The organism is Ferruginibacter lapsinanis (genome assembly GCF_020783315.1).
GTDB classification, from domain to species: domain Bacteria; phylum Bacteroidota; class Bacteroidia; order Chitinophagales; family Chitinophagaceae; genus Ferruginibacter; species Ferruginibacter lapsinanis.
In genome coordinates, this window is record NZ_CP086063.1 from 603,606 (window position 1) to 628,140 (window position 24,535).

Here is a 24,535-nt window from a genome sequence, read left to right on the forward strand (position 1 = left end):
TTTTATTTCGGTACATCCCAATAGTAATAATTATGATCTTGATCCAAACTAAAACCCGTTTTGGGATATAACTTATTGCCAATACTATTTGTTTTTGCTGTTTCCAAAGAAAGGCCACAAGCATTAGTTTGCAAACATAATTTTTTGGCTTCTTCTATCAAGGCAATAGACACACCTTGGCCTCTATGATTCGGCTGCACAAACAAGTCATTCAATAACCATAATTTTTTCATTCGGGTAGATGAAAAAAGAGGATAGAGCTGAACGAATCCCGCCATTTTATTTTCCTCAGTAAAATATATAAATATCACCGACTCCTTATTCTGAATTCTTTGTTGCAGAAATTGTTTAGCGCCATCAATGTCCGATTCTTTTTCATAAAAGATCCTGTAGTTATCAAATAGAACTGATAACTCATTCACATCTGCCACTATAGCCTGCCTGATCTTTCCCATTTATAATGTTGCTTTATTTATTGCGCTCTTTTTTTTAGCCAGATTTTTTTTATCGATGTGCTGGTGTACCTTGTATGACAGCCAGGCGCTACCTGCACCCACTATAGCTCCACCCAACACATCGGTAGGATAATGCACTCCTTGGTACATACGTGCCCAGCCAACACTTGCAGCATACAGATATGCCGGTGCAATCACATACCATTTAGGATAATACAAACTTAAAGAAGTAGCTGTACTAAATGCGGCAGAAGTATGCCCTGAAGGAAATGACATACCCCCACTTTCATCATCTCTCTTTACAATAAATGCATAATCCTGAAATGGTCTGTTTCGATCGAAGATCCTTTTAGTGCCTTGTGTAATTATCGCAGATGTGAGATAAGCTCCCATCATATATGCTGCATTGATCTGTAATTTTTTATCGTGTTTGATGAGGCCTGCCGCAAAGACTCCTACAGGCAAAGCCATACTTGTTGCAGTAACAGAAGAAGCACAAAGCTCCAGGTATTTATTTTTAAAATCTGTTTCGTGTTTGTTGATCGGCTTTAACAGATCAATATCTATATTTTGAGCATTTGTATTTATTGCACAAAATAATAGTGAAACAATGACTATGATCTTCTCTTTAAAATACATATTGATGTATTGTTTAGTTATGCAAAATAAGCATATCCTATTATAAATATTTCTTTGTTCATCGCAATACCTGTGGCATCGATTTCTTTATTAAAGGTTCCAATTCAATGGCACATTAAATTTAACACTAAAATTCCGGCCCATATTAAAGACACCGTTTCTACCTGTAGCCATATTTTCTGCAGCATATTTTAATCTGCTTAAATGATTTTGATAAGCTACATCTGCCAAATTAGTTCCTACAAAATGTAAACTGAATAAAGTAACTCCCTTTTTTGAAACAATATCTGCACCAACTCCTGCATTCAGTAAAGTATAGCCGGATGTTCTCGTTTCTGTATTGTAGGCAGTAAAAATATTGTTTTGAGTAAATGTATTATCTATTTCAAATTTCACATAAGCATTGTGGATATTGTTTTTGATCTTTTTAATATTTCCCCTGAACTCTGTGATCAACCTGGGTGCCGGAATAAAAGGCAAATTATTACTTCCCTCTATTGCTTCTTTTAATTTGCCTGTTACCAATGAAAAAGTATTTTCAATATGCAACCAATCCAACGGATGCGGATGAATGTCAACCTCCATTTCTATTCCACTTAATGCAGCCTTGGTTTGTTCAAATTTAAATGCAGTGAGTTCTTGCCCATCAATATTAATGGTTGAATCTCCACCGTTACCAGCTTGTAATTTTCTATATAAAATAAAATTGCTGAAGCTATTATAGAATCCGGAAATATCAAATGAAACATGCTCAGTATTGAATTCAAAACCTCCATCTAATTGTGTACTCAGTTCACTTTTTAAGTTTTGTTGACCGTATTCATATCGGATGGTTCCTTCATGTGCTCCGTTAGATGAAAGTTCCGGAATACTCGGGGCCCTGAATCCCCTGGCTATATTTACTTTCAAATTAAGGTTCTTTGTAACTTGTACAGTTGCACCAATACTTCCCGAAAAATTTGAAAATGATCTTTTAAATGCAGCTGCTTTTATGTTGTTCCCATCCAATAAATTACTTACAGCTATATTACGGGTATCATACCTGGCACCACCACTCAGCGTAATTTTATTAATTGTTTTTTGAGTGAATGCATAACCGCCAATATCAAACAAAGTATAATCAGGAATTAACTGTTCTATGCCTTTATTTACATTATGCTGTTGCATTCCATTGACACCAACAGCTGTTTTCCAGCCACCCATTTCTTTCAGGTGAAGATGCGCTGCATAAGTAATGGTTTTGAGATCAAAAAACAATGCTCTTTCATTTACATCATCAGGATTACTGAATTCCTCTCTTTGGTTATGTTGATAGCCAACATTAAGGGACAACCGATTTTCACCCAACTTAAAACTATTATCCGTTGCGATTTTAAAATGCTGAATATTTTGATATGGAATTAAAGGAATGGTACTATTGAAATCTGTATTTGTTGCAACAATCTCACCACCTCCTGCAATTGGTTTAATAAAATAACCATTGATATCTCTTTCTCCTTCTACCAAACCAGCTTTTAAATTAAACTTACTAAACAACAAATGACTGTAACCCCAGTTGCCATTGTATCCTGCATAGCCACCGAAATTTTGCTCATTGAATTTTGAATTAAAAACTTTCCCATCATATCTATTGCTGTAATCGGAAGCAGCCAACGCAGAGCCATATACATTCCAATTTATTCCATTTTTATTTCCTCCCAGATTTGCATTCAATGTTCTGGCATGATTGTTAGTTTGATAATTAGAAAAAACATTTGCCTTCATTGTATTATTTGCAACAGGCACATTCGTAATTATATTGATCACGCCTGCTGTAGCATCACTCCCATAGATCAAAGAAGCCGGTCCTTTCAAAATTTCTACTTTGTTTACACTGGCTTCATCTATTTCAATGCCATGCTCATCTCCCCATTGTTGCCCTTCTTGCCTAACGCCATCATTGATTGTTAACACACGATTGTAACTCAAGCCTCTTATTACGGGTTTTGAGATTGCAGGCCCGGTTGATAAAGTTGAAACCCCGGGTTTCTTCGCCAATGCTTCTATAATATTTGTTGAGGCATTCTGTAACAGATCTTCTTTCTTCAATACAGAAACCTGAAAAGGGACTTTCTTTAACTGTGTTGCACCAGTGGTACCCGTAACGATCACCGCATTATTTTCTACTACAGTACGACTTAAAACATACACTTTTTTTGTGTCCCCAATAATGTCTACATACTCAGAAATAGTATTATATCCTATATGCGATATTTCTATGAGATGTTTTCCTTCTGGTATATTCTCCAGTTTAACTACTCCTTTGGAATTACTGCTACCACCCACTTTCACATCCGAAAAGTATACAGAAACTCCTTCGATAGGATCACCAGTTACAGCATCATTTATTGTTACAGTAAATGAACCCTTCAAAACATCACCTACGCCAGAATTGGCTTTGGTGTTAAAAGCAAAAAAAAGAAAAACTGTTATACTAAGTAGGAAAGGTTTGAATTGAATCATCATAATCAATCATTGCATTTGTAACAATGTTGCAAATATAGCGATTGCCAAAAGATTGAATGTTTTTAATATGTTAAACGGCAATATCTATAAATTCTCAATGATGCCGGCGATACCCTGACCTCCGCCAACACAAGCGGTAACAATACCATACTTTTTATTGAGGCGTTTCATATCATTGAGCAATTGAATGGTCAACTTGCTACCGGTACACCCCAAAGGATGACCCAGTGCAATTGCACCTCCGTTTATATTTACAATATCAGGATTCAAATTTAATGCACGGATTACCGCTAATGATTGTGATGCAAATGCTTCATTTAACTCAATCAGATCTATATCAGCTATATTCATTCCGGCCTGTTTCAACACTTTAGGAACTGCTTCAATTGGCCCTACTCCCATGATACGTGGATGCACCCCTGCACTGGCGCAATTTATCAAACGGCCTATGGGATGAAGCCCCAGGCTATTCATCATCTTTTCACCCATTACTATTACAAAAGCAGCGCCATCACTGGTTTGTGAAGAGTTCCCTGCTGTAATGCTTCCACCCATGGCAAAAGCCGGTTTTAATTTTGATAACCCTTCGATACTTGTATCAGCTCTTACACCTTCATCTGTATCAACAGTAAAATTTCTTTTTTGCTTTTTCCCCTTTTCGTCCAGATAAACTTCTTCTACATTGATGGGTAAAATACCGCTTTTAAAATACCCTTCTTTGATCGCATTACCTGCTTTTACATGACTGTTATAACTAAATACATCCTGATCTTCTCTGCTCACATTAAATTCTTTGGCAACAGCTTCTGCCGTTAATCCCATGCTTAAATAAAAATCAGGTTCGTCTTTGGCAATAGCATAAGATGGGGATGTTTTCCAACCTGCCGTTGGTACCATGCTCATACTTTCCACTCCACCCGCTATAATACATTCAGCCATACCTGTTCTTATTTTGGCTGTTGCCATAGCGATACTTTCCAAACCGCTTGCACAATACCGATTGATGGTAATTCCGGGGGCATGAATGCCGACTGCTTTTGCAGAGATCATCCTGCCCACCTGCAACCCTTGCTCTGCTTCCGGCACTGCATTACCAACAATAACATCATCCACTGATTTTACATCCAGTTGCGGAACACTTGCCAGTAATCCTTTGATCACCTCTATGGCGAGGTCATCGGGTCTTGTAAACCTGAACCCTCCCTTTTTGCTTTTTGTTACGGCTGTTCTGTATCCTGCTATGATATACGCTTCTTGCATGGCAATAAATTTATTTAGTTGTTTATGCAACTTTCTATATCAAAGTTATAATTTCTGCATGAAAACAAAAAACTGAAAACTCTGACTTAATTTTGTGGCAGCATGTACAATTTAATACGTTCTTTCCTATTTAAATTTGACCCCGAAAAGGTCCATTATTTCTCCATGAACATCCTTAGGGTTATCTGTAAGATCCCTTTTGGAAAACGATTGTTATCCTCTATCTACAAGCCCAAGGGAAATCATCAATATTCAATATTCAACATTCAATTCTCTAACAGAGTTGGCTTAGGTGCCGGCTTTGATAAAAATGCTACCTATTTGAATGAGTTAGAAGCTTTGGGATTTGGATTTGTGGAAATTGGAACAGTTACACCACTGCCTCAAGATGGTAACCCGAAGCCAAGATTATTCCGTTTGCCAAAAGACAAAGCCATTATTAACCGCATGGGATTTAATAATGATGGAATGGAGGTTGTAGCAGAAAGATTGAAAAAATGGAAGCATAGACAACAGACCACGAACAACAAACGGCTGGTCATTGGGGGAAATATTGGTAAAAACAAGATCACACCAAATGAAGATGCCTGGCTGGATTACGAAAAATGCTTTTTAACCTTACATGAATATGTTGATTATTTTGTGGTGAATGTTAGCAGTCCAAATACTCCGGGCCTGAGAGAATTACAGGAAAAAGATTCGTTAAGAAAAATTTTAACTAATCTGCAAAGCCTGAACACTAAGCTTCGACATCCTAAACCTATCTTATTAAAAATAGCACCGGATCTTACACAAACACAAATCGACGATGTGATTGATCTGGCCACCGAAATAAAATTAGACGGATTGGTTGCTACTAACACAACTATAAGCAGAGAAGGACTAAGTGAGGACTACGCAGTGGTAAGCCGTGAAGCCGGAGGATTAAGCGGAGCACCGGTAAAACAAAGAAGCACCGAAATTGTACAATACATTCATCAAAAAACCAACGGTCAGTTATCTATTATCGGAAGCGGAGGAATACTTACTGCTGAAGATGCAAAAGAAAAAATAGATGCAGGTGCTTCACTTGTACAGGTATGGACCGGATTCATATATACCGGGCCTGCTATTGTAAAAAATATTTGCAAAAAACTTTGATCATTTGCAACCATTTTGACTGATTTTTTATCTTCTTCTTATACAGATTTTTTTAATTAAAAAATATTCAATCATGAGTGAAGAAGTAAAAAAAGAAGAAGGCTTTTTAGATAAGCTAAAAAACAAATTTGAAGACCTGAAAGATAAAACCGAAGATTCATTGGAAAAGTTTGAAGAAAAAGCCGGCTCATTTTGGGAAAACCTGGAGGACAAAGTAGAAGATGCCTGGGATTCTACCAAAGAAAAAGCAGCAGAACTAAGGAATACAATAAGCGACAAATTAGATGATCTTACCGGTGACGAGAAAGAAAAAAAGTTAATTAAGCGATCACAATTTTATTCATTCAAGAGCGACAGTATTGCCTGTCGCTTTTTTATGGGATATAAACTTGGTTTTTTATATAATATATTTGCACAAATCTATTCTGCATAATGGAAAGTTTATTTACGTCTGAGTCTATCATTAGTTTTTTTATATTGGTTATCCTGGAAATTGTTTTGGGTATTGACAATGTGATTTTTGTAAGCATCATTATCAATAGATTACCTAATGAAAAAGAGAAAGCTGCAAGAAGAGTTTGGATGGTCACTGGTATAATTGTACGCTCTTTACTATTAATGGGGTTAGGCTGGTTGCTGAAACAAAAAGGGAAAGCCGTTTTTACTCTGTTTGATAAAGGCTTTGATCTGGCAAGCCTGGTAATGTTGGCCGGAGGTTTATTTCTTATATATAAGACCGTACGTGAAATACATCAGAAATTAGAGGGTGAACTTGATGAGAATACCGGAAACAAACCTCCATTATCTTTTGCCAAAGCAATTGTTCAAATTGTGATGATCGATATGGTATTTTCTTTTGACAGTATCATTACTGCAGGTGGTACAGCACAACATGTTGAGATCATGATAGCTGCTGTTGTAATTGCAATGATCATTATGTTTTTATTCAGTCCGAAAATTTCTTCATTCATACATAAGCATCCTTCATTAAAAATGTTAGCCTTATCTTTTTTAGTAATGATAGGTATTAGTTTAGTTATTGAAGGTTGGGATAGTAAACAAGCACATGAACTTCATCTAAAAAATTACATTTACTTTGGTATGGCATTTTCTTTTGCAGTAGAACTTTTGAATATGACAATATTGAAAAGACAAAGAAAAAGAAGAGTAGTAGAATTAAACGAACCTGTTTGGGAAGAAGAAAAAGATACTGACCAGGCTTCTTAATAATTATCGGTTTAGTATCATTTAGTAAGCAATGTAGCGGCTACAATACCCGCTGTTTCTGTTCTCAATCTTGTATTACCCAGTGCAACAGGAATAAAATCTTTTTGCAAAGCAGACGCTATTTCTTCTTTAGTAAAATCGCCTTCAGGACCAATTAAAATTAACGTAGATACTAATGAACTTGAAGGCAGAACACTTAACTGTACTTTATCTTCTTCGTTTTCGCAATGTGCAATAAATTTTTGTTGATGAGATGATTGGTTAACCAATGAATGATATTTGATCGGCTCGTGTAAAATGGGCAACCAAACCTGTTGTGATTGCAGCATCGCACTTATCAGAATGGTTTTCATTCTGTCAGATCGAAAATGTTGCTTCTCTGTTCGCTGACAGATAAGCGGATAGATCTCAGTTATTCCTATCTCTGTGGCTTTTTCTAAAAACCACTCAAAGCGATGACTATTTTTTACCAGCGATATACCAATTGCCTTGCTTGACGCAGGTGTCGGAACACTAGATATATTTGTTATTTTAACCGTACACTTCTTTCTGTTATTATCAGTTATCTCGGCTGTAAATAAATTCCCTTTGCCATCTGTTAATTGTAATTGCTCTCCGTTTTGCATTCGCAATACCTGCACGATATGTTTGGATGTTTCTTCATTTAACACCACCATATCAGCAGCAATTGTAATCTCTTCGTTATAAAAAAAAGGTAAAGCCATTGTACTACTAAAGATGAACTAATCTTATTTATTCAAGAAGCTATTATTTTTCGTGGTCAGAATTTTTATTATTGCCAGTATAACTGCTGTGATCATTGTAGCAACAGCAACAATGATGATCGTATTAGCATGCGGTGCATGTGTAATTTTAAAAACTACACCAATCAAATAAACGATCACACCTACTAAAAAAAGTGATAAAATATGTTTGTATTTCATACAAAATATCCTTGATTAAAATGGAGCCTCGTCATCAAAAGAGCCATCATTCATTTTACTGCCCTTTTGAATATATAGTTTAGAACCACCACCATCTTCATCAGGTTTTACCGGTCTGAAATTTCCGCCGGGATGACCTCCACCACTTCTGAAATCATTTCCACCGCTACCATCATCTTCGTCTTCAATAAATTTTTGTATGTGTAATAAGGCTTTCAACTTGATCGTATCCAAACTACCGTTACGATGTTTAGCGATCTTAACATAGGTCTCGCCTTTTGTGCTCTCACCCATTTCGTTTTGCCCGATATCATAATAATCAGGACGGTACAGGAACATTACCATATCAGCATCCTGCTCGATGGCACCCGACTCACGCAGATCACTCAACTGAGGGATTTTTGCGCCTTCTTTTCTTTTCTCCACCTCACGACTTAACTGTGACAGTGCAATGATCGGCACCTGTAATTCTTTGGCCAACCCTTTCAGATCTCTTGATATACGACTGATCTCTTGTTCCCTGTTGCCATTTCTGTTTTCTCCTGCGCCACTCATCAACTGCAGGTAATCGATAATGATCAAACCAACATTGTGTTTATTTTTCAACCGACGACACTTTGCTCTTAATTCAAAAATATTCAGTGCTGCTGTATCATCAATAAAAATGGGAGCATTACTCAATCGCTCAATCCCTTTTTTATACAACTGCTTCATCTCGTGTTCTTCCAGTTTACCTCGGCTTATCTTCTCTAACCATATCTCACTTTCAGCACTCAGGATACGTGTCACCAATTGCCCGGCACTCATCTCCAGACTAAAGAAAGCCACTGGTGTTGGTTTGGTAGGATGTAATGCTGCACTACGGGCAAGGTTAAGCGCAAATGCCGTTTTACCTACCGATGGTCTTGCCGCTAACACGATCAGATCGGTTGGTTGCCATCCATAAGTCAGTTTATCTAATTTTTCAAAGCCCGATGGCACTCCGGTGATATCTTCATCACGGTTACGCATATCTTCAATACGCTGGATCGTTTTTACCAATACCGTATTGATATCATCAAAATTTTTACGTAAGTGATTATTAGTGATCTCAAATAATTTGCTTTCTGCATCATCTAACAGATCAAACACATCAGTCGCATCTTCATACGCATCTCCAATGATCTCTCCGCTGATACGTATCAGTTCTCTTTGTATGAATTTTTGCAGAATGATTCTTGAGTGAGCATCGATATTAGCAGAAGATACTACCGCGTTGGTCAATTTCGATACATAGTAAGGTCCCCCCACCAGATCCAACTCTTCTTTGATCTTTAGTTCTTCAACAACAGTCAATAAATCGATCGGCAAACTCTTTTGCGCCAATGAGATCATTGCTCTGAAAATACGCTGATGAGCTTCACCATAAAAACATTCTGCCTTCAAAATTTCTATCACCGTATCAAAAGCACTCTTCTCCAGCATTATTGCTCCAAGCACCGCTTCTTCCAATTCTTTTGACTGAGGAGGTACTTTACCAAATACCATATTTCCCAAGTCAAGGTTTGGTTTGCGTCTTGTTTTTCTATCTTTATTAAGATTAGTAAATTCCATTTTTAGTCAGGTTTGTAAGTTTATCGTTAAGGTTTGTAAGGTTCTGCATGAACAAACGCCGAATCGGTAAATTTCGTTTAAACCCTATTGTTAGCATAGTAACAAATCACTAAATATTACCTATCAGATTGCTGCAGAGCGACTAAGGTAAAAGCAAAAAAGTTCAAGTTTATACACAGTCTCCTGTTATCAACTTTTTATACTGATTTTCCACCCTTAACTCACATGTAAAAGTAGGTTATTCACGGGTAATCCACATGATTGTTAACAGATACTATACAGATAAATCGGTCATACGCCATCTTTTATCAACAGGATCACTGCTGTCGATTTCTTTTTCTTCACCAAATGCATTTTTTTTTCACTTGTTTTTCTCAAAATGAATGATTATTTGCCTTCATTTTTATTGATTTTTTACTGCTTATTTAGCAATAGTTATCTTTGCTGACTATAAATTCTAATATTTAATAAATGACAATAAGTTATAATTGGTTGAGCGAATACCTTCCTGAGAAAATTGAGCCAGAAAAACTGAGTAAGATTTTAACCTCAATTGGTCTGGAAGTGGAGAGCATGGAGAAATACGAAGAGATGAAAGGTGGGCTGGAGGGGCTGGTAATTGGTGAAGTATTGACTTGTGAAAAACATCCTGATGCAGATAAACTATCTATCACAACTGTTTCAATTGGTGGAGATGCACCGTTGCAAATTGTTTGCGGTGCACCTAATGTAGCTGCCGGGCAAAAGGTAGTGGTAGCAACGGTTGGCGCAACGATTTATCCGTTAACTGGTGATCCAATGACGATGAAGAAAGCCAAGATACGTGGTGTGGAAAGCTTTGGAATGATCTGTGCTGAAGATGAGATCGGTTTAAGTGAAAGTCATGCCGGCATTATGGTACTTCCAGCAGCAACCAAAACAGGGACTCCTGCGGCAGAATATTTCAAACCATACAATGACGTAGTTTTTGAAATTGGCCTTACTCCTAATCGTATGGATGCTATGAGTCATTTGGGTGTTGCTAAAGATGTATGTGCTTATTTATGGCATCACAACAAAAAAGAAGTTTCAGTAAAATCACCTTATAAAAATAGTTTTAAGGCTGATAATCAATTATTACCAATTGAAGTAAAAATTGATAACGCAACAGCTTGTCTTCGTTATGCCGGTATTAGCATACAAGGCGTTACTATTGCCGAAAGCCCTAAATGGCTTCAACAAAAAATAAAAACCATCGGATTAAGGCCAATCAACAATATTGTAGATATTACCAATTTTATTCTGCATGAAACAGGGCAACCTTTACATGCATTTGATGCTGATCAGATAATTGGAAACAAGATCATTGTAAAGAATCTTCCTGAAGGAACTTCTTTTCTAACGCTGGATGATAAAGAAAGAAAATTATCTGCCGAAGACCTGATGATCTGTAATGCCGAAGAACCGATGTGTATTGGCGGTGTATATGGTGGTGCAAAAAGCGGTGTTACTGCTATTACAAAAAATATTTTTCTGGAAAGCGCCTGGTTCAATCCGATCACTATTCGTAAAACATCGTTCAGGCATGGATTACGGACTGATGCCGCAACAAGATTTGAAAAAGGCGTAGACATTGGTAACACGGTAAATGTATTGAAACGTGCTGCAGAAATGATAAAAGAAATAGCAGGCGGACAATTTGCAAGCAATATCATTGATGTATATCCTGCGCCAAAACAGAAAACTGAAGTTGCTATCAAATACCATTACCTGAAAAAATTAAGTGGTAAAAATTATCATGGAGATACCATTAAAAACATTTTAACAGCATTAGGTTTTGAAATATTGAAAGAGGGGCAAGACGACATTCGCATTGCCGTACCATTCAACAAACCTGATGTAAGTATTCCGGCTGATATAGTAGAAGAGATCATGCGGATAGACGGACTGGACAATGTTGAAATTCCAACTGCCATTACCATCAGCCCTTCTGTTGAAACACTTGCGCATGAAGCATCCTACAAAGAAAAGACTGCTAATTATTTAATCGGCTTAGGCTTTAATGAGATCTTCACTAACAGTATCACCAATGCTGCTTATTACTCAGAGGAAGTATTACAAACTACGGTAAAAATGATCAATAGTTTGAGTGCCGAATTAAATGTGATGCGTCCATCAATGATGGAGACCGGCTTAGAAAGTGTTGCTTATAATTTGAACAGAAGAAATACTGATCTGCAATTTTTTGAGTTTGGCAAAACTTATACTACTTCTGCCACAGGAAAATATTTTGAACAGCAGCATTTGAGTATTTATATCACCGGCAAGAAAACTGCTGATAGCTGGAAAGGCAAAGGCGATAAAGCTGATATTTATTTCGCAAAAGCAGTAGTTGAAAAAACAATACAGTTACTTGGATTAACTATCAGCTCATATAACAATGCTGAGTCAAACACTAGTTTAGATAGTTCATTGCAGGTTAAAGTAAAAAACGAGATCGTTGCAACAATAGGTATTGTAAATAAAAAAACCGCCGATCGTTTTGATATCAAACAACCGGTATTATATGCGGATATTGATTGGGATAAACTCATCGCTCTAAACAAAAAAGTAAAAATAGAATATACAGAAATAGCAAAATACCCGCTTGTACAAAGAGACCTGGCTATTGTGGTAAATAAATCTGTAAAATATGAAGATGTAGAAAAAGCTACCTATGGCGCAAGAGTGAACAAATTAAGATCAGTTAACTTGTTTGATATTTTTGAAAGTGATAAATTAGGTGCGGATAAAAAATCTTTGGCAGTAAGCTTTACTTTTTTAGATGAAGAAAAAACTTTAACAGATAAAGAGATCGATGCAATGATGGGAAAAATAATTGTATCTTACGAAAAAGAGTTAAGTGCGGAAATAAGGAAATAAGAACACCCCTAGCCCCCTAAAGGGGAACATGGGAAGAGTATACTAGATTCAGGGATCAATTTAAAAAATCAAATAATTATAGTCTAAAGTTCCCTTCAGGGGATTTAAGGATAAATGACGCCATTAGAAGAAAATATAACCCGGATCAATGCTAAACTTCAGCAATTGCTGAAGCAACATATTGCGTTAAAAAAAGAAAATGAACAATTAAAGACTGCTTTCAACAATAGTAAAACACAAAACGAAAAAGATACAGAGCAGATACAACAATTACAGCAACAGGTAGCTTTGTTAAAATCTGCTGCCGGACAGATGAACGAAACGGATAAAAAAGTTTTCGAAAAAAACATCAATCGGTATATAAAAGAAATAGATAAGTGTATTGGTTTATTAAGTGAATAAAAAATGTCAGAATTAATTCCAGTAAATATCTTAATTGGCGATAGAACTTATCGTATCAAAACCAATCCCGAAGATGAGGAGATCATTCGTCGTACATTAAAAACCATCAACGATAAAATAATAGAATTCAAGACCCAGTTCTCCGGTAAAGATATGCAAGACTATATTGCCATGGTAATGATCTGGTATGCAACACAAGCCAATGCTGGCCATAACCCATCTGTAGAAAAAGAAATGCAGGAAGCATTACAAAAAATAGAACAGAAGATCAACGAGGTGTTATAAGCAACACTTTGGGGTTTCTATTCGTCTACCTTTTACATGACTAAAAACATCTTACTTCTTTTTTGTTTTTTCTTCATTACACATTTTGTAAATGCACAGAGTATATCTCTTAATGGTAAGTTTACAGACTGGACAGGCACAACTATCACTACTGATGCAACTGCGGATGGGAACGGCATTGACCTGAAAGGATTCTCTGTTACCAATGATGATGAGAATTTATATATCCGCTTAATTACAAATGCAGCATTCAATCTTGCAGACAGTAATAGTTTATATGTAAACATAGATGCTGACAACAATGCATCAACCGGATTTTCCACGTATGGGATTGGTTCGGAACTAGGATGGAGATTTGGCAGCAAGTATGGATTCTATTATCATGGCGCCTCATTAAAAGATACTGTATTTGCCAGTAACATCAAATTTGTAGCATTACCTACTTTCAAAAGTGACACATTTGAAATTGCCATTAGTCGTGCTGCGGTTGTAGGTACCCCTGCGATCAGTTTATTTTCATCTAATACGATCAAACTGAATTTTGTAAATGGTATAACCGGCGGTGATGCCATGCCTAATAGTGGATCGACCTACACCTATACTTTTACCAATACACACCATTCAGATTTTGGTGCCATAGATATTAGTAAATGTAACAGTAACTATATCCGATTGATGGAATACAATGTACTGAATGACGGGCTGAAAGACAATGCAAGACTGGGTAGTTTTGAACGCATATTCAAAGCCATTAATCCTGATGTGATTGTTTTGTGTGAATGTTGGAACACAACAGCAACCCAGGCAAAAACACTATTAAATACATGGCTCCCACTAGGTGGTTCGGCTAGCTGGAATTGTTACAAAGAAACAACTGCCGGGATTATTATTGCTTCCCGATCTTCCATTCAAGGCGCTAGTAAAATAACATTCGGAAGAACCACCGCTGCTTATATAAATCTTCCTTCGAATTATTTGACAGATCTATTAGTTATCGGTACACATTTAGCCGCAGGCAATGATGCCGATTCGTTACGACAAAGCGAAGCGGACAACATGATCCAATATATCACCAAAATGAAAGCAGGTACTACCTCTGTTCCTGTACTTGTACCTGCTAACACTCCATTTGTTATTGCGGGTGATTTTAATATGGTAAATTATTCTTCTCCGCTTAATACAATATTAACAGGCAATATTGCCAACACGGCCGTTTTTGGTACGGCACCTCCACCAGATTGGGACAATAAACCGCTTACAAGTATTAATGCTTTGGTTGCTGATAGAAATATGACATATACCTGGCGTAATCAAAGTGAAACTGCTAAATGGTGGCCAGGCAAATTGGATTATATCATTCACACGAACACTAATATAAAAGTGAAAAAATCTTTTGTGTTACAAACAGAAATGATGAGTGTCGGTCGTCTTACTCAATATGGCCTGCAGGCAAATGATAATTTAATTGCCAGTGATCACCTGCCATCTGTAACAGATCTGGAAATACCGATGACCACCATCATCACACCTACTCTACAATGGAACGGCAGTATTAATACCGCCTGGGAAAATCCTGCTAACTGGAATTGCAGTATGGTACCAGATCAAAACAGCAATGTGGTTATACCTTCCGTAGCTCCCAATTTCCCGGTAATAAATAATAGCACAGAAGTTAGAAGTATTCAATCTAACAGTAATAGCAGCATATCTGTACAACCAGGAATCAATGTAAAATTAAACGGGCAGTAGCACTATTTTTTGCAATACATATCCGATTCTTCCACCGGATATTTTTTATCGAGGTCGATATTATTAAAACTTTCTTCTTTACCCCAAAAGAATAATTTTTGAAAAAAGGGCAGCATTTTTTTGTCTTTGATCTGCTCCAGAAAATACACCTCGTGTTCTTTTTCCTTCATCCCCATCTCATATAAGAGCTTGTCGTGTTCTCTTATACCCAAACTATTGAAGTACTGTTTCATTCTGAAATACTCACAAACGTTTCCGCTCTCTAACCTTCCAGCAAAATAAAATGGCATAAACCAGCCAATCACATAACAACTTGCAGCTATCACCTTTCCTATGACCCAGAATTTGACCTCATAAAAATTTGAGACGGACACATTATACTGCCGCATTATTGCAAGTACTTCGGCACGATGATTCCATTCATCTAACTCAATTTGGCGGATAGCCATTTTTTCTTCCTGATTTTTTACTGCTCCGGCATGCCCCTGGTAGGCAAAAGAAGCAGCTTTTTCGGCAGAGTATGCCCGTTTCAGTAAATCGACCAGTTGCGGATGTTGAAGCAGCATTTTTATGATTGTTTGCAAATTTACTCCAAACAAATTTCTTATCTTCGCCAACTAACTATATTTAGCTCAATAATTTATGGGTATAGTGAGATCATACAAGATTGTGAACCGATTTAAAACAAAAAATTTCAATGGAACCGAATATACTTTCCATCATCATTGGTGCAATAGCCCTCGTATTGGGTATTGTGCTGGGTAAATTGCTTTTTGCCAAAAACACCAAAAATCAAGTAGAAGAAGCTGAAAAACAAGCACAAACGATTATCAGAGAAGCCGAATTAAGGGCTGAAAATCTTAAAAAAGAGAAAGAATTAGAGGCTAAAGAAAAGTTTGTGCAAATGAAAGCGACGCATGACAAAGAGGTTATGCAACGCAATCAAAAGCTGATCGAAGGTGAGAACAGGATCAAACAAAAAGAGCAAAGTCTTAACCAAAAAGAAGGCAATGTAGAAAAGCAGGTTAAAGAAAACGAAGCTATCAAAGAAACCCTTAATCGCCAGATCGAAGTGGTAAATTTGAAGCGTACAGAACTTGAAAAACATCAGGAAGAACATATCCGCAGACTGGAAAAAGTAGCTAACCTGAGTGCAGAAGATGCTCGTAATCAATTAATTGAAAGCTTAAGACAAGAAGCTCAAAGCAAGGCGGTAGCTATTCAACAGGAAATTATTGAAGACGCTAAACAAAAGGCCGGCAAAGAAGCCCGTAAAATTGTTATCCAAACAATACAACGTACTGCTGCTGAGGCTGCTATAGAAAATTCCATTACTGTATTCAATCTCGAAAGTGATGAAATAAAAGGTTCTATCATTGGTAGAGAAGGCCGTAATATCAGGGCTATTGAAGCTGCAACAGGTGTTGACCTGGTGGTTGATGATACTCCGGAAGCAATCGTCCTATCTTCCTTTGATCCATTACGTAGAGAAATTGCCCGTTTATCATTACAACGTTTAGTAGCGGATGGCCGTATTCACCCTGCCCGTATTGAAGAAGTGGTGGAAAAAACCAAACGTCAGTTAGACGATCAAGTAATGGAAATCGGTGAACGTACTGCAATGGAATTAGGTGTACACGGATTACACAAAGAATTGATCAGAATGGTTGGCCGGATGCGTTTCCGTTCTTCATATGGTCAAAACTTATTGATGCACAGTCGTGAGACTGCCAATCTTTGTGCTATCATGGCTGCCGAATTAGGCATGAACCCTAAATTGGCAAAACGTGCCGGATTATTGCATGATATTGGTAAAGTGCCGGATGAAGAAACAGAATTAAGCCATGCGCTATTGGGTGCTAAACTGGCTGAAAAATATGGCGAAAACCCTGCAGTAGTCAATGCTATAGGTGCTCACCATGATGAAATGGAAATGCAATATGTGATCTCTCCTATCATTCAGGCCTGCGATGCGATCAGTGGTGCAAGACCTGGTGCTAGACGTGAGATCATGCAGCAATACATCCAACGTATCAAAGACCTTGAAAGCATGGCTCAAGCCTATCAGGGTGTTGAAAAGGCCTATGCAATTCAGGCCGGTCGTGAGTTAAGGGTAATTGTTGAGGCTGATAAGGTTAGCGATGCTGACAGTGATAAATTAAGCTTTGAGATAGCTCAAAAAATACAAACTGAAATGACTTTCCCGGGTCAGATCAAAGTTACAGTTATCAGAGAGAAAAGGGCTGTGAATATAGCCAGATAGCCGTTTTAAGTAACACGTTTTAAGTAGTAAGTCCAAAAAGTCTGATTTTTTTGAAAAAAACTTATAACTTATAACTTATAACTCAGAACTTTTCTCTACCTTTGCCGTCCGTTAAAAATAAAGATCATGAACGCAGTAGCATTTGTACACGAACAATTAACAGCAAAACCAGCTTTACCAAGTTTTAAAGCAGGTGACAACATAACTGTAAACTACAAAATTGTAGAAGGAAACAAAGAACGTATCCAAAGCTTTAAAGGCGATGTGATCAAACGTCAGGGTACCGGGGCTACCGCTACTTTTACAGTACGTAAAATGAGTGATGGTGTAGGTGTTGAACGTTTATTCCCTTTCTATTCTCCTAATATTGAGAGTGTTGTGTTAAACAAAGTAGGTAAAGTACGCAGAGCTAAATTGTTCTACTTACGTGAAAGAAGCGGTAAAAGTGCACGTATCCAGGAAAAAAGAATGGCAGTTGCTCTTAAAAAGAAGTAATTTCCTTATGAAATATATAGAAGCGAAAACCAATTGGTTTTCGCTTTTTTGTTTATGTTAAACTCAGCCTAAAAGAGCCGTATGCATTGCAAGGGCCGGGGAAATAAATTAGCTTTACATCGTAATATCCAATTCCGGTGACAACATTTGTATTCTTTTTTAATTTTCACCCGAAAACGAATTAGTATGAAAAAGATCGCCATTTCTGTCCTGTTTGTATCAGTTGTACTAATGTTTACAGCTTGTGCAAGAGGTATCTCTCCGTATGAAGCAGCCAATGGAAAAGCAAAATGTGGCAGATACCTGAGATAATCAGTATTATTAACAATCAAAAAACAGGTAAAGGGAATATTTCTTTTATCTTTGCGCTATAAAATCTTAATCATGTTATTATCAATTTTGAATGCAGTTTTCTTGATCGGAATGCCGGGTGGTTCTGAATGGATCTTTATCCTTATCGCAGTTATCTTATTATTTGGTGGCAAAAAAATTCCTGAGTTAATGAAAGGAATAGGCAAAGGTGTTCGTGAATTCAAAGATGCCAAAGACAATGTAAAAAGTGAGTTCGAAGCAGGAATGAATGAAAAAGATAAAGATGAAGAAATTCGTCAATTAAGAAAACAATTGGAGCAACAAAAACAATCATAGTCTTTACAAGACAATTAACATTCAACCAGATTACGGCTGAAGTGAAAGACAGAAACTTTGTCCTCCACTCCAGCCTATTTTATACATACCAATCAAACTAATTGCAACCATTGATCAGTTCTATACAACAATATCATCAGCAACTTACAGCAGGAAGCATTAACTGTGCAGACACTGTTGCATCTTACCTGAAAAAAATAGACGAGAAAAAACACCTGAATGCTTTTACACAGGTTTTTGCTGAAGAAGCTGTAGCAAAAGCAGTTGAACTGGATAATAAAAGAAGATCAGGTGCCCCTATAGGCAAGCTGCATGGTGTAGTAATAGCCATTAAGGATGTTTTATGCTATAAAGACCACGTGGTTACTGCTGCATCAAAAATATTAGAGGGTTATACAGCTGTGTATAACGCTACTGCTATACAACGTTTATTAGATGAAGAAGCCATTATTATAGGTGCTTGTAATTGCGACGAATTTGCAATGGGTAGTACCAACGAAAATTCTGCTTATGGAAATGTATTGAATGCATTGGACGAAACAAAAGTACCGGGTGGTTCCAGTGGTGGCAGTGCTGTTGCCGTACAAGCAGATATGTGTATGATCAGTCTTGGTAGTGATACCGGAGGCTCCGTTAGGCAACCGGCAGATTTCTGTGGCATTGTAGGGCTTAAACCTACTTATGGCCGTATATCTAGATATGGACTGATTGCTTATGCCTCTTCATTTGACCAGATAGGAATTTTTGGAAATAATATAGATGATATTGCTTTGGCTTTGGAAGTAATGGCGGGGCCGGATGATTTTGACAGTACAGCAAGTACACAACAACCCGAAAAATTTTCTGAAACTCTTTCAACCGATAAAAAATATCGTATCGCTTATTTTAAGGAAGCATTATTTCATGAATCTTTAGATAAAGAAATCAAGGAAAAAATTTTATCGCTGATCGATACTTTAAAAGCCGATGGGCATACTGTTGAGGCTGTGGAATTTGACCTGATCGATTATATCGTACCAGCATATTATGTATTAACGACTGCAGAGGCAAGCAGCAACTTAAGTCGTTTTGATGGTATACGTTTTGGACATAGCACTAAAGAACCAATTACCGACTTAAATGATTTTTATTCAAAAACCAGAACAGAAGGATTTGGTAAAGAAGTACAACATCGTATTTTATTAGGAACATTTGTATTAAGTGCTGGCTATTATGATGCCTATTTCAGTAAGGCACAACAGGTGCGGCAATTATTGGTAGATAAAACAACTAAAGTGTTTGAAGATTTTGATGTGATCATTTTACCTACATCTCCGGTAACAGCGTTTACCATCGGAGAGAAAAAAGATGATCCGATTGCCATGTATCTGGCAGATATTTATACCGTTTTTGCCAACCTTACAGGATTGCCAGGCATATCAGTACCGTTGTTCAAACATAGTAATGGCATGCCTTTTGGCTTACAGGCATTAACCAATAAATTGGAAGAAACAACATTATTATCGTTTTCAAAATTATTGATGCAACAATACAGGCAGTAAAAAGTATCTTACTATTAATGAATAGATTTTTATCCATAGCAGTAGTTAGTTTGCTGATGTTTTTTACATCAGCAGGAAAAACATGGGCACTACCGGATAATAAAAACTTGCATCACGCTGTAAGAGATACGATGGTTGAAGATATCGCTACTGAAGATGCAACCATTGATGAGATCATTCAGGCACGAGAAAATCAAAAAGTAAAAAAGGAAAAAATAGCTTACATAAGCCAGGTTACGCAATACGGATTTAAAAACCTTTTTTCTCCCACAGGATACAATACAGCGCTGCCATACAGCACACAGATAAATCCCAACGCTATTAGTTTTACGCAGGATTACATGAGAGTACATGGCAATTACTTACAAAAGATGAAAGGTTGGGGACAACCTTATTTCAATTTAATTGAAAATATTTTACAGCAATACGGCTTACCGAAAGAACTTAAATATATTGCTGTTATTGAATCTAATTTAAGCACTGATGCTACCAGCCCGGTAGGCGCTGGTGGCCCATGGCAGTTTATGCCTTACACTGCAAAAAATTTCGGCCTGACAGTAAACAGCTTTGTAGATGATCGAAGAGATTATTACAAGAGTACACATGCCGCATCTAAATATTTATTGAGTTTATACAAAGAAATGCATGACTGGTTATTGGTAATGGCCGCTTACAACGGCGGACCAGGCAGAGTATACAATGCGATCAAAAAGAGTGGCAGCAGGGATTTCTGGCAATTACAATATTACTTACCCGAAGAATCAAGGACCTATGTAAAACGTTTTATTGCTACTCAATACATCATGGAGGGTAGCAACAACATAGATGGCAGTGGAGATATTGCTGCATTTGATGAAGCTATGTCGAGAACAACCTATGGTCTTTCTCCTACTAAAAATCCATACAATACCAAACCAAAATTATCGGCACAACAACTGGTAGATGTTGAAGTGCTTCCCATTTCAGGGAAATACAATTCATTGGTAATCGCTAAAAATCTATCAATGGATATTACCACTTTCAATAATTACAACCCGGGATTCGATCAGGCAATGTCTACCATTGGTAATTTTGATCTTCGATTACCTCCTGAAAAAATGCAATTATTTACTGCAAATAAATATCAAATTCTGAATGAATGTGTGCAAGTATTATATAATAGTACCTCTATTCCTTCGCCTACTAAGACTGTTTATAAAAGGAGTGCAAAAAAGAGAGCGTAGCTGTAATCACCCTAACACTTTCACAATCGCTTCCACCTTCAACAAACATTCTTCATATTCTTTTTCAGCTTCGCTGTAAAAAGTAATAGCACTACCTACCTGGAAAGATAAATAGTTAGTTGATGCATTATATAGAATACTTCTTATCACAACATTAAAATCAAAATCACCATCGGGTTTTATATAACCTACGGCTCCAGAGAATAGACCTCGTTTTGTTTTTTCAAATTCTTCTATCAGTTGCATTACTTTTTTCTTGGGAGCCCCCGTCATACTGCCCATAGGGAATGTAGCTTTCACAATATCAATCCAATCAGTATCAGCAGTAACTTTTCCACTTACAGTACTGATCATCTGATGCACCTGCGGAAAACTGTAAATACCAAAAAGTTCATCTACCTGTACAGAATTTTCGACACATATTTTACTAAGATCATTGCGTACCAGATCCACTACCATTACATTTTCACTCTTTTCTTTTGCACTATTGATAAGGTGTAGCTTATTGGCTTCATCGACTTCAACATGTTGTAAATCTCTTTTGGCTGTACCTTTTATGGGTTGAGAAATTATTTGATTGCCGCTTCTTTTTAAATATCGTTCCGGGCTGGCACAAATGCAATATTTATCTTCCAGTTTATATAAGGCTGAAAAAGGATTGGGAGAAAATTTAACCAGATGATGATACACTGACAGTGGATCTATCATAATATTATCAGCAAAAAACTCCTGGCAAAAATTAAGCTCATAACAATCGCCTCTTAAAATATGCTGTTGTATTTTTTTTACCGCATCGATATATTCTTGTTGAGTAAAGCGACTATTGATAATAGCCGTTTTAGCAGGGAGGTCATTGATAGTAGAAGCCGAAAGCTTGATCGCTTCAATAATTTCTTCCGCTGAGCCTTCGTCAAAAAAAACAGTCACCTGATGCTCGCTGAGTTGTAAAATTATCTCAGGAACAAAAAAGAAAGCATCTGAAAAAGCAACCCCATCAAAGTTTTCAGAACTGAGTTGTTCAATTTCGTTTTTAATATCATATCCAATATGGCCGAAGAGCCAATCATTTTGATTGGCACAAAATTCTTTCAATGCACCCAAAGCATTGCCTGAATTAAGTGATATTTTTTGCTTACACCCAACAGCCAACAAGCATTCGAATGCAGGCGTATCAAAATGATACTGCTGATTATCCAGCAAACAAAAAATGTTGAACCGGCTTGCCCAGTTCAACATCTGTATTTTGAATTCGTTTAAATTACTAACGGAAAATGATGTAGTTTTTTTCACTTGTAGTCTTTTACTCCACTAATTTTTACTCATTACACCAATTGAAAATTTTTATTCTTAAATTAATTCGTGTAACTCGACTAATTCGTGCAATAAATTACAAATTAAAAATCATCATCATCATCATCAAAACCTCCACCGTCTAAATCATCAAAACCAAGATCTTTAAATTCATCATCAATTTTGAAATCATCCTCTTCCTCTTCTTTCCCTTTTTTAGTTGGTGCTTTTTTTATTTTTGATTTAGGAACATCAAACTCGTCAAAGTCAGGATCCCAATCATCGTCTTCCTCGTCACCTTTTTCCCAATCATCGTCTTTATCATCAATATCGTCATCATCATCATCGTCATCATCTTTTGATTTTTTTGACGAGGCTTTTCCTTTTTTTACGGGAGTTTCATCAATATCATCATCATCGTCATCATCATCGTCTTCATCTTTCTTAGATTTAGAAGAAGGCTTAGCTGCAGCTTCCTTTTTTGCAGGAGCAGCACTTTTTGTGGTGGTCTTTTTATCCTTATCTGATTTTGTAGCCATAGTTTAACGCATTAGTACTGTAAAATTTCTTAGAGATTTTTAATTAGCCAAAAAAAAATGCAACTTTTTTTAAAATATTATTTTTTTGTTATGCTTCTATTATCTGATCTCTGCCTGGTCCGTTGCTTATATATTTTACCGGAACCTTTAAAAACTGGTTAATATAGTCAATATACTCTTTCATTGCCTGAGGCAAAGCAGCATGGGTATCAATTGCTGTAATATCTGTTTTCCATCCTTTGAAACTTTTATACACGGGAGTAATATCAAGACGGTTCATTTGAAACGGAACCTGATCTGTTTCTTTTCCTCCGATAGAATAACTGCTGCATACCTGTAAGTCATCAATATTATCTAATATATCTGTTTTGGTCATGATAATTTGAGTAACCCCATTGATCATGCAGGCAAATTGCAATGCTACCAGATCGATCCAGCCACAACGTCTCGGCCTTCCTGTAGTGCTTCCGAATTCATTACCTGTTTTACGCAACAATTCTCCCATATCGTCATGTAACTCTGTAGGGAAAGGACCACTTCCCACTCTCGTACAATATGCTTTTGTTATACCAAAAACCTCGCCGATTTTTTGCGGAGCAATACCTAATCCAGTACAAACGCCAGCAGAAATAGTATTGCTGCTGGTCACAAACGGGAATGTTCCAAAATCAACATCCAGCATACTTCCCTGTGCACCTTCGGCTAATACCTTTTTACCTTCATTGATCTTTTCGTTGATAAAGTATTCCCCGTTAACAATTTTAAATCCACGCAAAAATTCAATTGCTTCAAAAAAATCATTTTCCCACTGGCTGATATCTTCATCAAACTTATAGTTATTCAGTATTTCCTGATGCTTTGCTTTTAGTTTTTCGTATTCTGCATTAAAATTATTATTGATATCTCCCACTCTTAATCCGTTGCGTCCGGTTTTATCCATATAAGCCGGACCAATACCTTTTAAGGTAGAACCAATCTTGTCATTTCCTTTAGATAGTTCGCTGGCTTTATCCAGGGCTCTGTGTGTAGGTAAAATAAGGTGTGTTCTTTCGCTGATGTATAAATTCTTTTTATAATCAACCCCCATCGCTGCTACAGTTTCACATTCTTTTTTAAATGTTACCACATCCAGCACTACGCCATTCCCTATCAGGTTAATTTTATCTTCATGAAAAATTCCACTTGGAATTTGATGGAGTACTACTTTTTTTCCGTTTACATACAATGTGTGTCCTGCATTTGGTCCACCTTGAAAACGAGCGATCACATCATATTTGGGAGCAAAATAATCAACAATTTTTCCTTTGCCTTCATCACCCCATTGCAGCCCTAAAATTACATCTACCATTATTTGTGTTTAATTAGTTGGTTTTTATGAAATAAGTCAAAAGTTAAAAATTAAAACCAAAAATTGGATACTGAGCACAATCAGATTT

24 protein-coding genes are annotated in these 24,535 nt (G+C 36.9%); 13 read left to right on the forward strand and 11 right to left on the reverse strand.

What is annotated here, in order from left to right; all coding sequences use genetic code 11:
• Window positions 1-2: 2 nt before the first annotated feature.
• The 4 genes from LK994_RS02565 to LK994_RS02580 form a co-directional block, all read right to left on the reverse strand.
• On the reverse strand, window positions 3-455 hold the full coding sequence (locus LK994_RS02565; protein WP_229761320.1) for a GNAT family N-acetyltransferase: 453 nt from the start codon (window positions 453-455) through the stop codon (window positions 3-5).
• Complete coding sequence (locus LK994_RS02570; RefSeq protein WP_229761321.1) at window positions 456-1,094, reverse strand: phosphatase PAP2 family protein; 639 nt, start codon at window positions 1,092-1,094, stop codon at window positions 456-458. It abuts the gene before it with no gap.
• Window positions 1,095-1,184: 90 nt separating this feature from the next.
• On the reverse strand, window positions 1,185-3,599 hold the full coding sequence (locus LK994_RS02575; protein ID WP_229761322.1) for a TonB-dependent receptor: 2,415 nt from the start codon (window positions 3,597-3,599) through the stop codon (window positions 1,185-1,187).
• Window positions 3,600-3,683: 84 nt separating this feature from the next.
• Window positions 3,684-4,859, reverse strand: coding sequence for a thiolase family protein (locus LK994_RS02580; RefSeq protein WP_229761323.1), 1,176 nt, complete (start codon window positions 4,857-4,859; stop codon window positions 3,684-3,686).
• A 102-nt stretch (window positions 4,860-4,961) separates the two neighbouring features.
• Here LK994_RS02580 and LK994_RS02585 point away from each other — a divergent pair, with 102 nt between their 5' ends.
• From LK994_RS02585 to LK994_RS02595, 3 genes are all read left to right on the forward strand, one after another.
• Window positions 4,962-5,999 (forward strand): quinone-dependent dihydroorotate dehydrogenase, encoded by a 1,038-nt coding sequence (locus LK994_RS02585; RefSeq protein WP_229761324.1) that lies wholly within the window; start codon window positions 4,962-4,964, stop codon window positions 5,997-5,999.
• Between the two features lie 73 nt (window positions 6,000-6,072).
• Window positions 6,073-6,432: a hypothetical protein gene (locus tag LK994_RS02590; RefSeq protein WP_229761325.1), complete on the forward strand. Its 360-nt coding sequence runs from the start codon at window positions 6,073-6,075 to the stop codon at window positions 6,430-6,432.
• Window positions 6,432-7,226, forward strand: coding sequence for a TerC family protein (locus LK994_RS02595; RefSeq protein ID WP_229761326.1), 795 nt, complete (start codon window positions 6,432-6,434; stop codon window positions 7,224-7,226). Before LK994_RS02590 ends, LK994_RS02595 begins: the two co-directional genes overlap by 1 nt.
• Window positions 7,227-7,243: 17 nt before the next feature.
• Here LK994_RS02595 and LK994_RS02600 read toward each other — a convergent pair whose 3' ends face one another.
• From LK994_RS02600 to dnaB, 3 genes are read right to left on the reverse strand one after another with little or no spacing between them, the layout of a single operon-like run.
• Window positions 7,244-7,951, reverse strand: coding sequence for an RsmE family RNA methyltransferase (locus LK994_RS02600; protein WP_229761327.1), 708 nt, complete (start codon window positions 7,949-7,951; stop codon window positions 7,244-7,246).
• A gap of 24 nt (window positions 7,952-7,975) precedes the next feature.
• Window positions 7,976-8,170, reverse strand: coding sequence for a hypothetical protein (locus tag LK994_RS02605; protein WP_229761328.1), 195 nt, complete (start codon window positions 8,168-8,170; stop codon window positions 7,976-7,978).
• 15 nt (window positions 8,171-8,185) lie between these two features.
• Window positions 8,186-9,763 (reverse strand): replicative DNA helicase, encoded by a 1,578-nt coding sequence (gene dnaB / locus LK994_RS02610; RefSeq protein WP_229761329.1) that lies wholly within the window; start codon window positions 9,761-9,763, stop codon window positions 8,186-8,188.
• A gap of 471 nt (window positions 9,764-10,234) precedes the next feature.
• Between dnaB and pheT the strand changes: the two genes are divergently transcribed.
• The 4 genes from pheT to LK994_RS02630 all read left to right on the forward strand — a co-directional run bounded on the left by pheT (window position 10,235) and on the right by LK994_RS02630 (window position 15,100).
• Complete coding sequence (gene pheT / locus LK994_RS02615) at window positions 10,235-12,664, forward strand: phenylalanine--tRNA ligase subunit beta (RefSeq protein ID WP_229761330.1); 2,430 nt, start codon at window positions 10,235-10,237, stop codon at window positions 12,662-12,664.
• 114 nt (window positions 12,665-12,778) lie between these two features.
• Window positions 12,779-13,066 carry a hypothetical protein gene (locus LK994_RS02620; RefSeq protein ID WP_229761331.1) on the forward strand — a complete coding sequence of 96 codons (288 nt, stop codon included), beginning with the start codon at window positions 12,779-12,781 and terminating at the stop codon, window positions 13,064-13,066.
• A gap of 3 nt (window positions 13,067-13,069) precedes the next feature.
• Window positions 13,070-13,351, forward strand: coding sequence for a cell division protein ZapA (locus LK994_RS02625; RefSeq protein ID WP_229761332.1), 282 nt, complete (start codon window positions 13,070-13,072; stop codon window positions 13,349-13,351).
• A 36-nt stretch (window positions 13,352-13,387) separates the two neighbouring features.
• Complete coding sequence (locus LK994_RS02630) at window positions 13,388-15,100, forward strand: endonuclease/exonuclease/phosphatase family protein (protein ID WP_229761333.1); 1,713 nt, start codon at window positions 13,388-13,390, stop codon at window positions 15,098-15,100.
• A 2-nt stretch (window positions 15,101-15,102) separates the two neighbouring features.
• Here the strand turns inward: LK994_RS02630 and LK994_RS02635 are convergent, their stop codons facing one another.
• Window positions 15,103-15,717 (reverse strand): hypothetical protein, encoded by a 615-nt coding sequence (locus LK994_RS02635; protein ID WP_229761334.1) that lies wholly within the window; start codon window positions 15,715-15,717, stop codon window positions 15,103-15,105.
• An 80-nt stretch (window positions 15,718-15,797) separates the two neighbouring features.
• On the opposite strand from LK994_RS02635, the gene rny reads away from it, so the two are divergent.
• The 6 genes from rny to LK994_RS02660 all read left to right on the forward strand — a co-directional run bounded on the left by rny (window position 15,798) and on the right by LK994_RS02660 (window position 21,270).
• Entirely contained in the window at window positions 15,798-17,363 is a 1,566-nt protein-coding gene (gene rny, locus LK994_RS02640) for a ribonuclease Y (protein WP_229761335.1), read from the forward strand.
• Window positions 17,364-17,489: 126 nt separating this feature from the next.
• On the forward strand, window positions 17,490-17,858 hold the full coding sequence (gene rplS / locus LK994_RS02645) for a 50S ribosomal protein L19 (protein ID WP_229761336.1): 369 nt from the start codon (window positions 17,490-17,492) through the stop codon (window positions 17,856-17,858).
• 186 nt (window positions 17,859-18,044) lie between these two features.
• Entirely contained in the window at window positions 18,045-18,170 is a 126-nt protein-coding gene (locus tag LK994_RS14535; protein WP_262907865.1) for a hypothetical protein, read from the forward strand.
• 72 nt (window positions 18,171-18,242) lie between these two features.
• A complete protein-coding gene (locus LK994_RS02650) occupies window positions 18,243-18,506 on the forward strand; it encodes a Sec-independent protein translocase subunit TatA/TatB (protein WP_229761337.1) in 264 nt (87 codons plus the stop codon).
• 110 nt (window positions 18,507-18,616) lie between these two features.
• Complete coding sequence (gene gatA, locus LK994_RS02655; protein WP_229761338.1) at window positions 18,617-20,047, forward strand: Asp-tRNA(Asn)/Glu-tRNA(Gln) amidotransferase subunit GatA; 1,431 nt, start codon at window positions 18,617-18,619, stop codon at window positions 20,045-20,047.
• Between the two features lie 17 nt (window positions 20,048-20,064).
• Entirely contained in the window at window positions 20,065-21,270 is a 1,206-nt protein-coding gene (locus LK994_RS02660; protein WP_229761339.1) for a lytic transglycosylase domain-containing protein, read from the forward strand.
• 6 nt (window positions 21,271-21,276) lie between these two features.
• Here the strand turns inward: LK994_RS02660 and LK994_RS02665 are convergent, their stop codons facing one another.
• From LK994_RS02665 to LK994_RS02675, 3 genes are all read right to left on the reverse strand, one after another.
• Entirely contained in the window at window positions 21,277-22,560 is a 1,284-nt protein-coding gene (locus LK994_RS02665) for an anthranilate synthase component I family protein (RefSeq protein WP_229761340.1), read from the reverse strand.
• A gap of 104 nt (window positions 22,561-22,664) precedes the next feature.
• Window positions 22,665-23,099 carry a hypothetical protein gene (locus tag LK994_RS02670; RefSeq protein ID WP_229761341.1) on the reverse strand — a complete coding sequence of 145 codons (435 nt, stop codon included), beginning with the start codon at window positions 23,097-23,099 and terminating at the stop codon, window positions 22,665-22,667.
• An 88-nt stretch (window positions 23,100-23,187) separates the two neighbouring features.
• Window positions 23,188-24,447, reverse strand: coding sequence for an adenylosuccinate synthase (locus tag LK994_RS02675; RefSeq protein ID WP_229761342.1), 1,260 nt, complete (start codon window positions 24,445-24,447; stop codon window positions 23,188-23,190).
• Window positions 24,448-24,535: the final 88 nt, after the last annotated feature.

Coding starts and splice junctions, on each gene's coding strand:
- LK994_RS02565 (WP_229761320.1), bottom strand. CDS start 455: ATGGGAAAGATCAGGCAGGCTATAGTGGCAGATGTGAATGAGTTATCA.
- LK994_RS02570 (WP_229761321.1), bottom strand. CDS start 1,094: ATGTATTTTAAAGAGAAGATCATAGTCATTGTTTCACTATTATTTTGT.
- LK994_RS02575 (WP_229761322.1), bottom strand. CDS start 3,599: ATGATGATTCAATTCAAACCTTTCCTACTTAGTATAACAGTTTTTCTT.
- LK994_RS02580 (WP_229761323.1), bottom strand. CDS start 4,859: ATGCAAGAAGCGTATATCATAGCAGGATACAGAACAGCCGTAACAAAA.
- LK994_RS02585 (WP_229761324.1), top strand. CDS start 4,962: ATGTACAATTTAATACGTTCTTTCCTATTTAAATTTGACCCCGAAAAG.
- LK994_RS02590 (WP_229761325.1), top strand. CDS start 6,073: ATGAGTGAAGAAGTAAAAAAAGAAGAAGGCTTTTTAGATAAGCTAAAA.
- LK994_RS02595 (WP_229761326.1), top strand. CDS start 6,432: ATGGAAAGTTTATTTACGTCTGAGTCTATCATTAGTTTTTTTATATTG.
- LK994_RS02600 (WP_229761327.1), bottom strand. CDS start 7,951: ATGGCTTTACCTTTTTTTTATAACGAAGAGATTACAATTGCTGCTGAT.
- LK994_RS02605 (WP_229761328.1), bottom strand. CDS start 8,170: ATGAAATACAAACATATTTTATCACTTTTTTTAGTAGGTGTGATCGTT.
- dnaB (WP_229761329.1), bottom strand. CDS start 9,763: ATGGAATTTACTAATCTTAATAAAGATAGAAAAACAAGACGCAAACCA.
- pheT (WP_229761330.1), top strand. CDS start 10,235: ATGACAATAAGTTATAATTGGTTGAGCGAATACCTTCCTGAGAAAATT.
- LK994_RS02620 (WP_229761331.1), top strand. CDS start 12,779: ATGACGCCATTAGAAGAAAATATAACCCGGATCAATGCTAAACTTCAG.
- LK994_RS02625 (WP_229761332.1), top strand. CDS start 13,070: ATGTCAGAATTAATTCCAGTAAATATCTTAATTGGCGATAGAACTTAT.
- LK994_RS02630 (WP_229761333.1), top strand. CDS start 13,388: ATGACTAAAAACATCTTACTTCTTTTTTGTTTTTTCTTCATTACACAT.
- rny (WP_229761335.1), top strand. CDS start 15,798: ATGGAACCGAATATACTTTCCATCATCATTGGTGCAATAGCCCTCGTA.
- rplS (WP_229761336.1), top strand. CDS start 17,490: ATGAACGCAGTAGCATTTGTACACGAACAATTAACAGCAAAACCAGCT.
- LK994_RS14535 (WP_262907865.1), top strand. CDS start 18,045: ATGAAAAAGATCGCCATTTCTGTCCTGTTTGTATCAGTTGTACTAATG.
- LK994_RS02650 (WP_229761337.1), top strand. CDS start 18,243: ATGTTATTATCAATTTTGAATGCAGTTTTCTTGATCGGAATGCCGGGT.
- LK994_RS02660 (WP_229761339.1), top strand. CDS start 20,065: ATGAATAGATTTTTATCCATAGCAGTAGTTAGTTTGCTGATGTTTTTT.
- LK994_RS02670 (WP_229761341.1), bottom strand. CDS start 23,099: ATGGCTACAAAATCAGATAAGGATAAAAAGACCACCACAAAAAGTGCT.
- LK994_RS02675 (WP_229761342.1), bottom strand. CDS start 24,447: ATGGTAGATGTAATTTTAGGGCTGCAATGGGGTGATGAAGGCAAAGGA.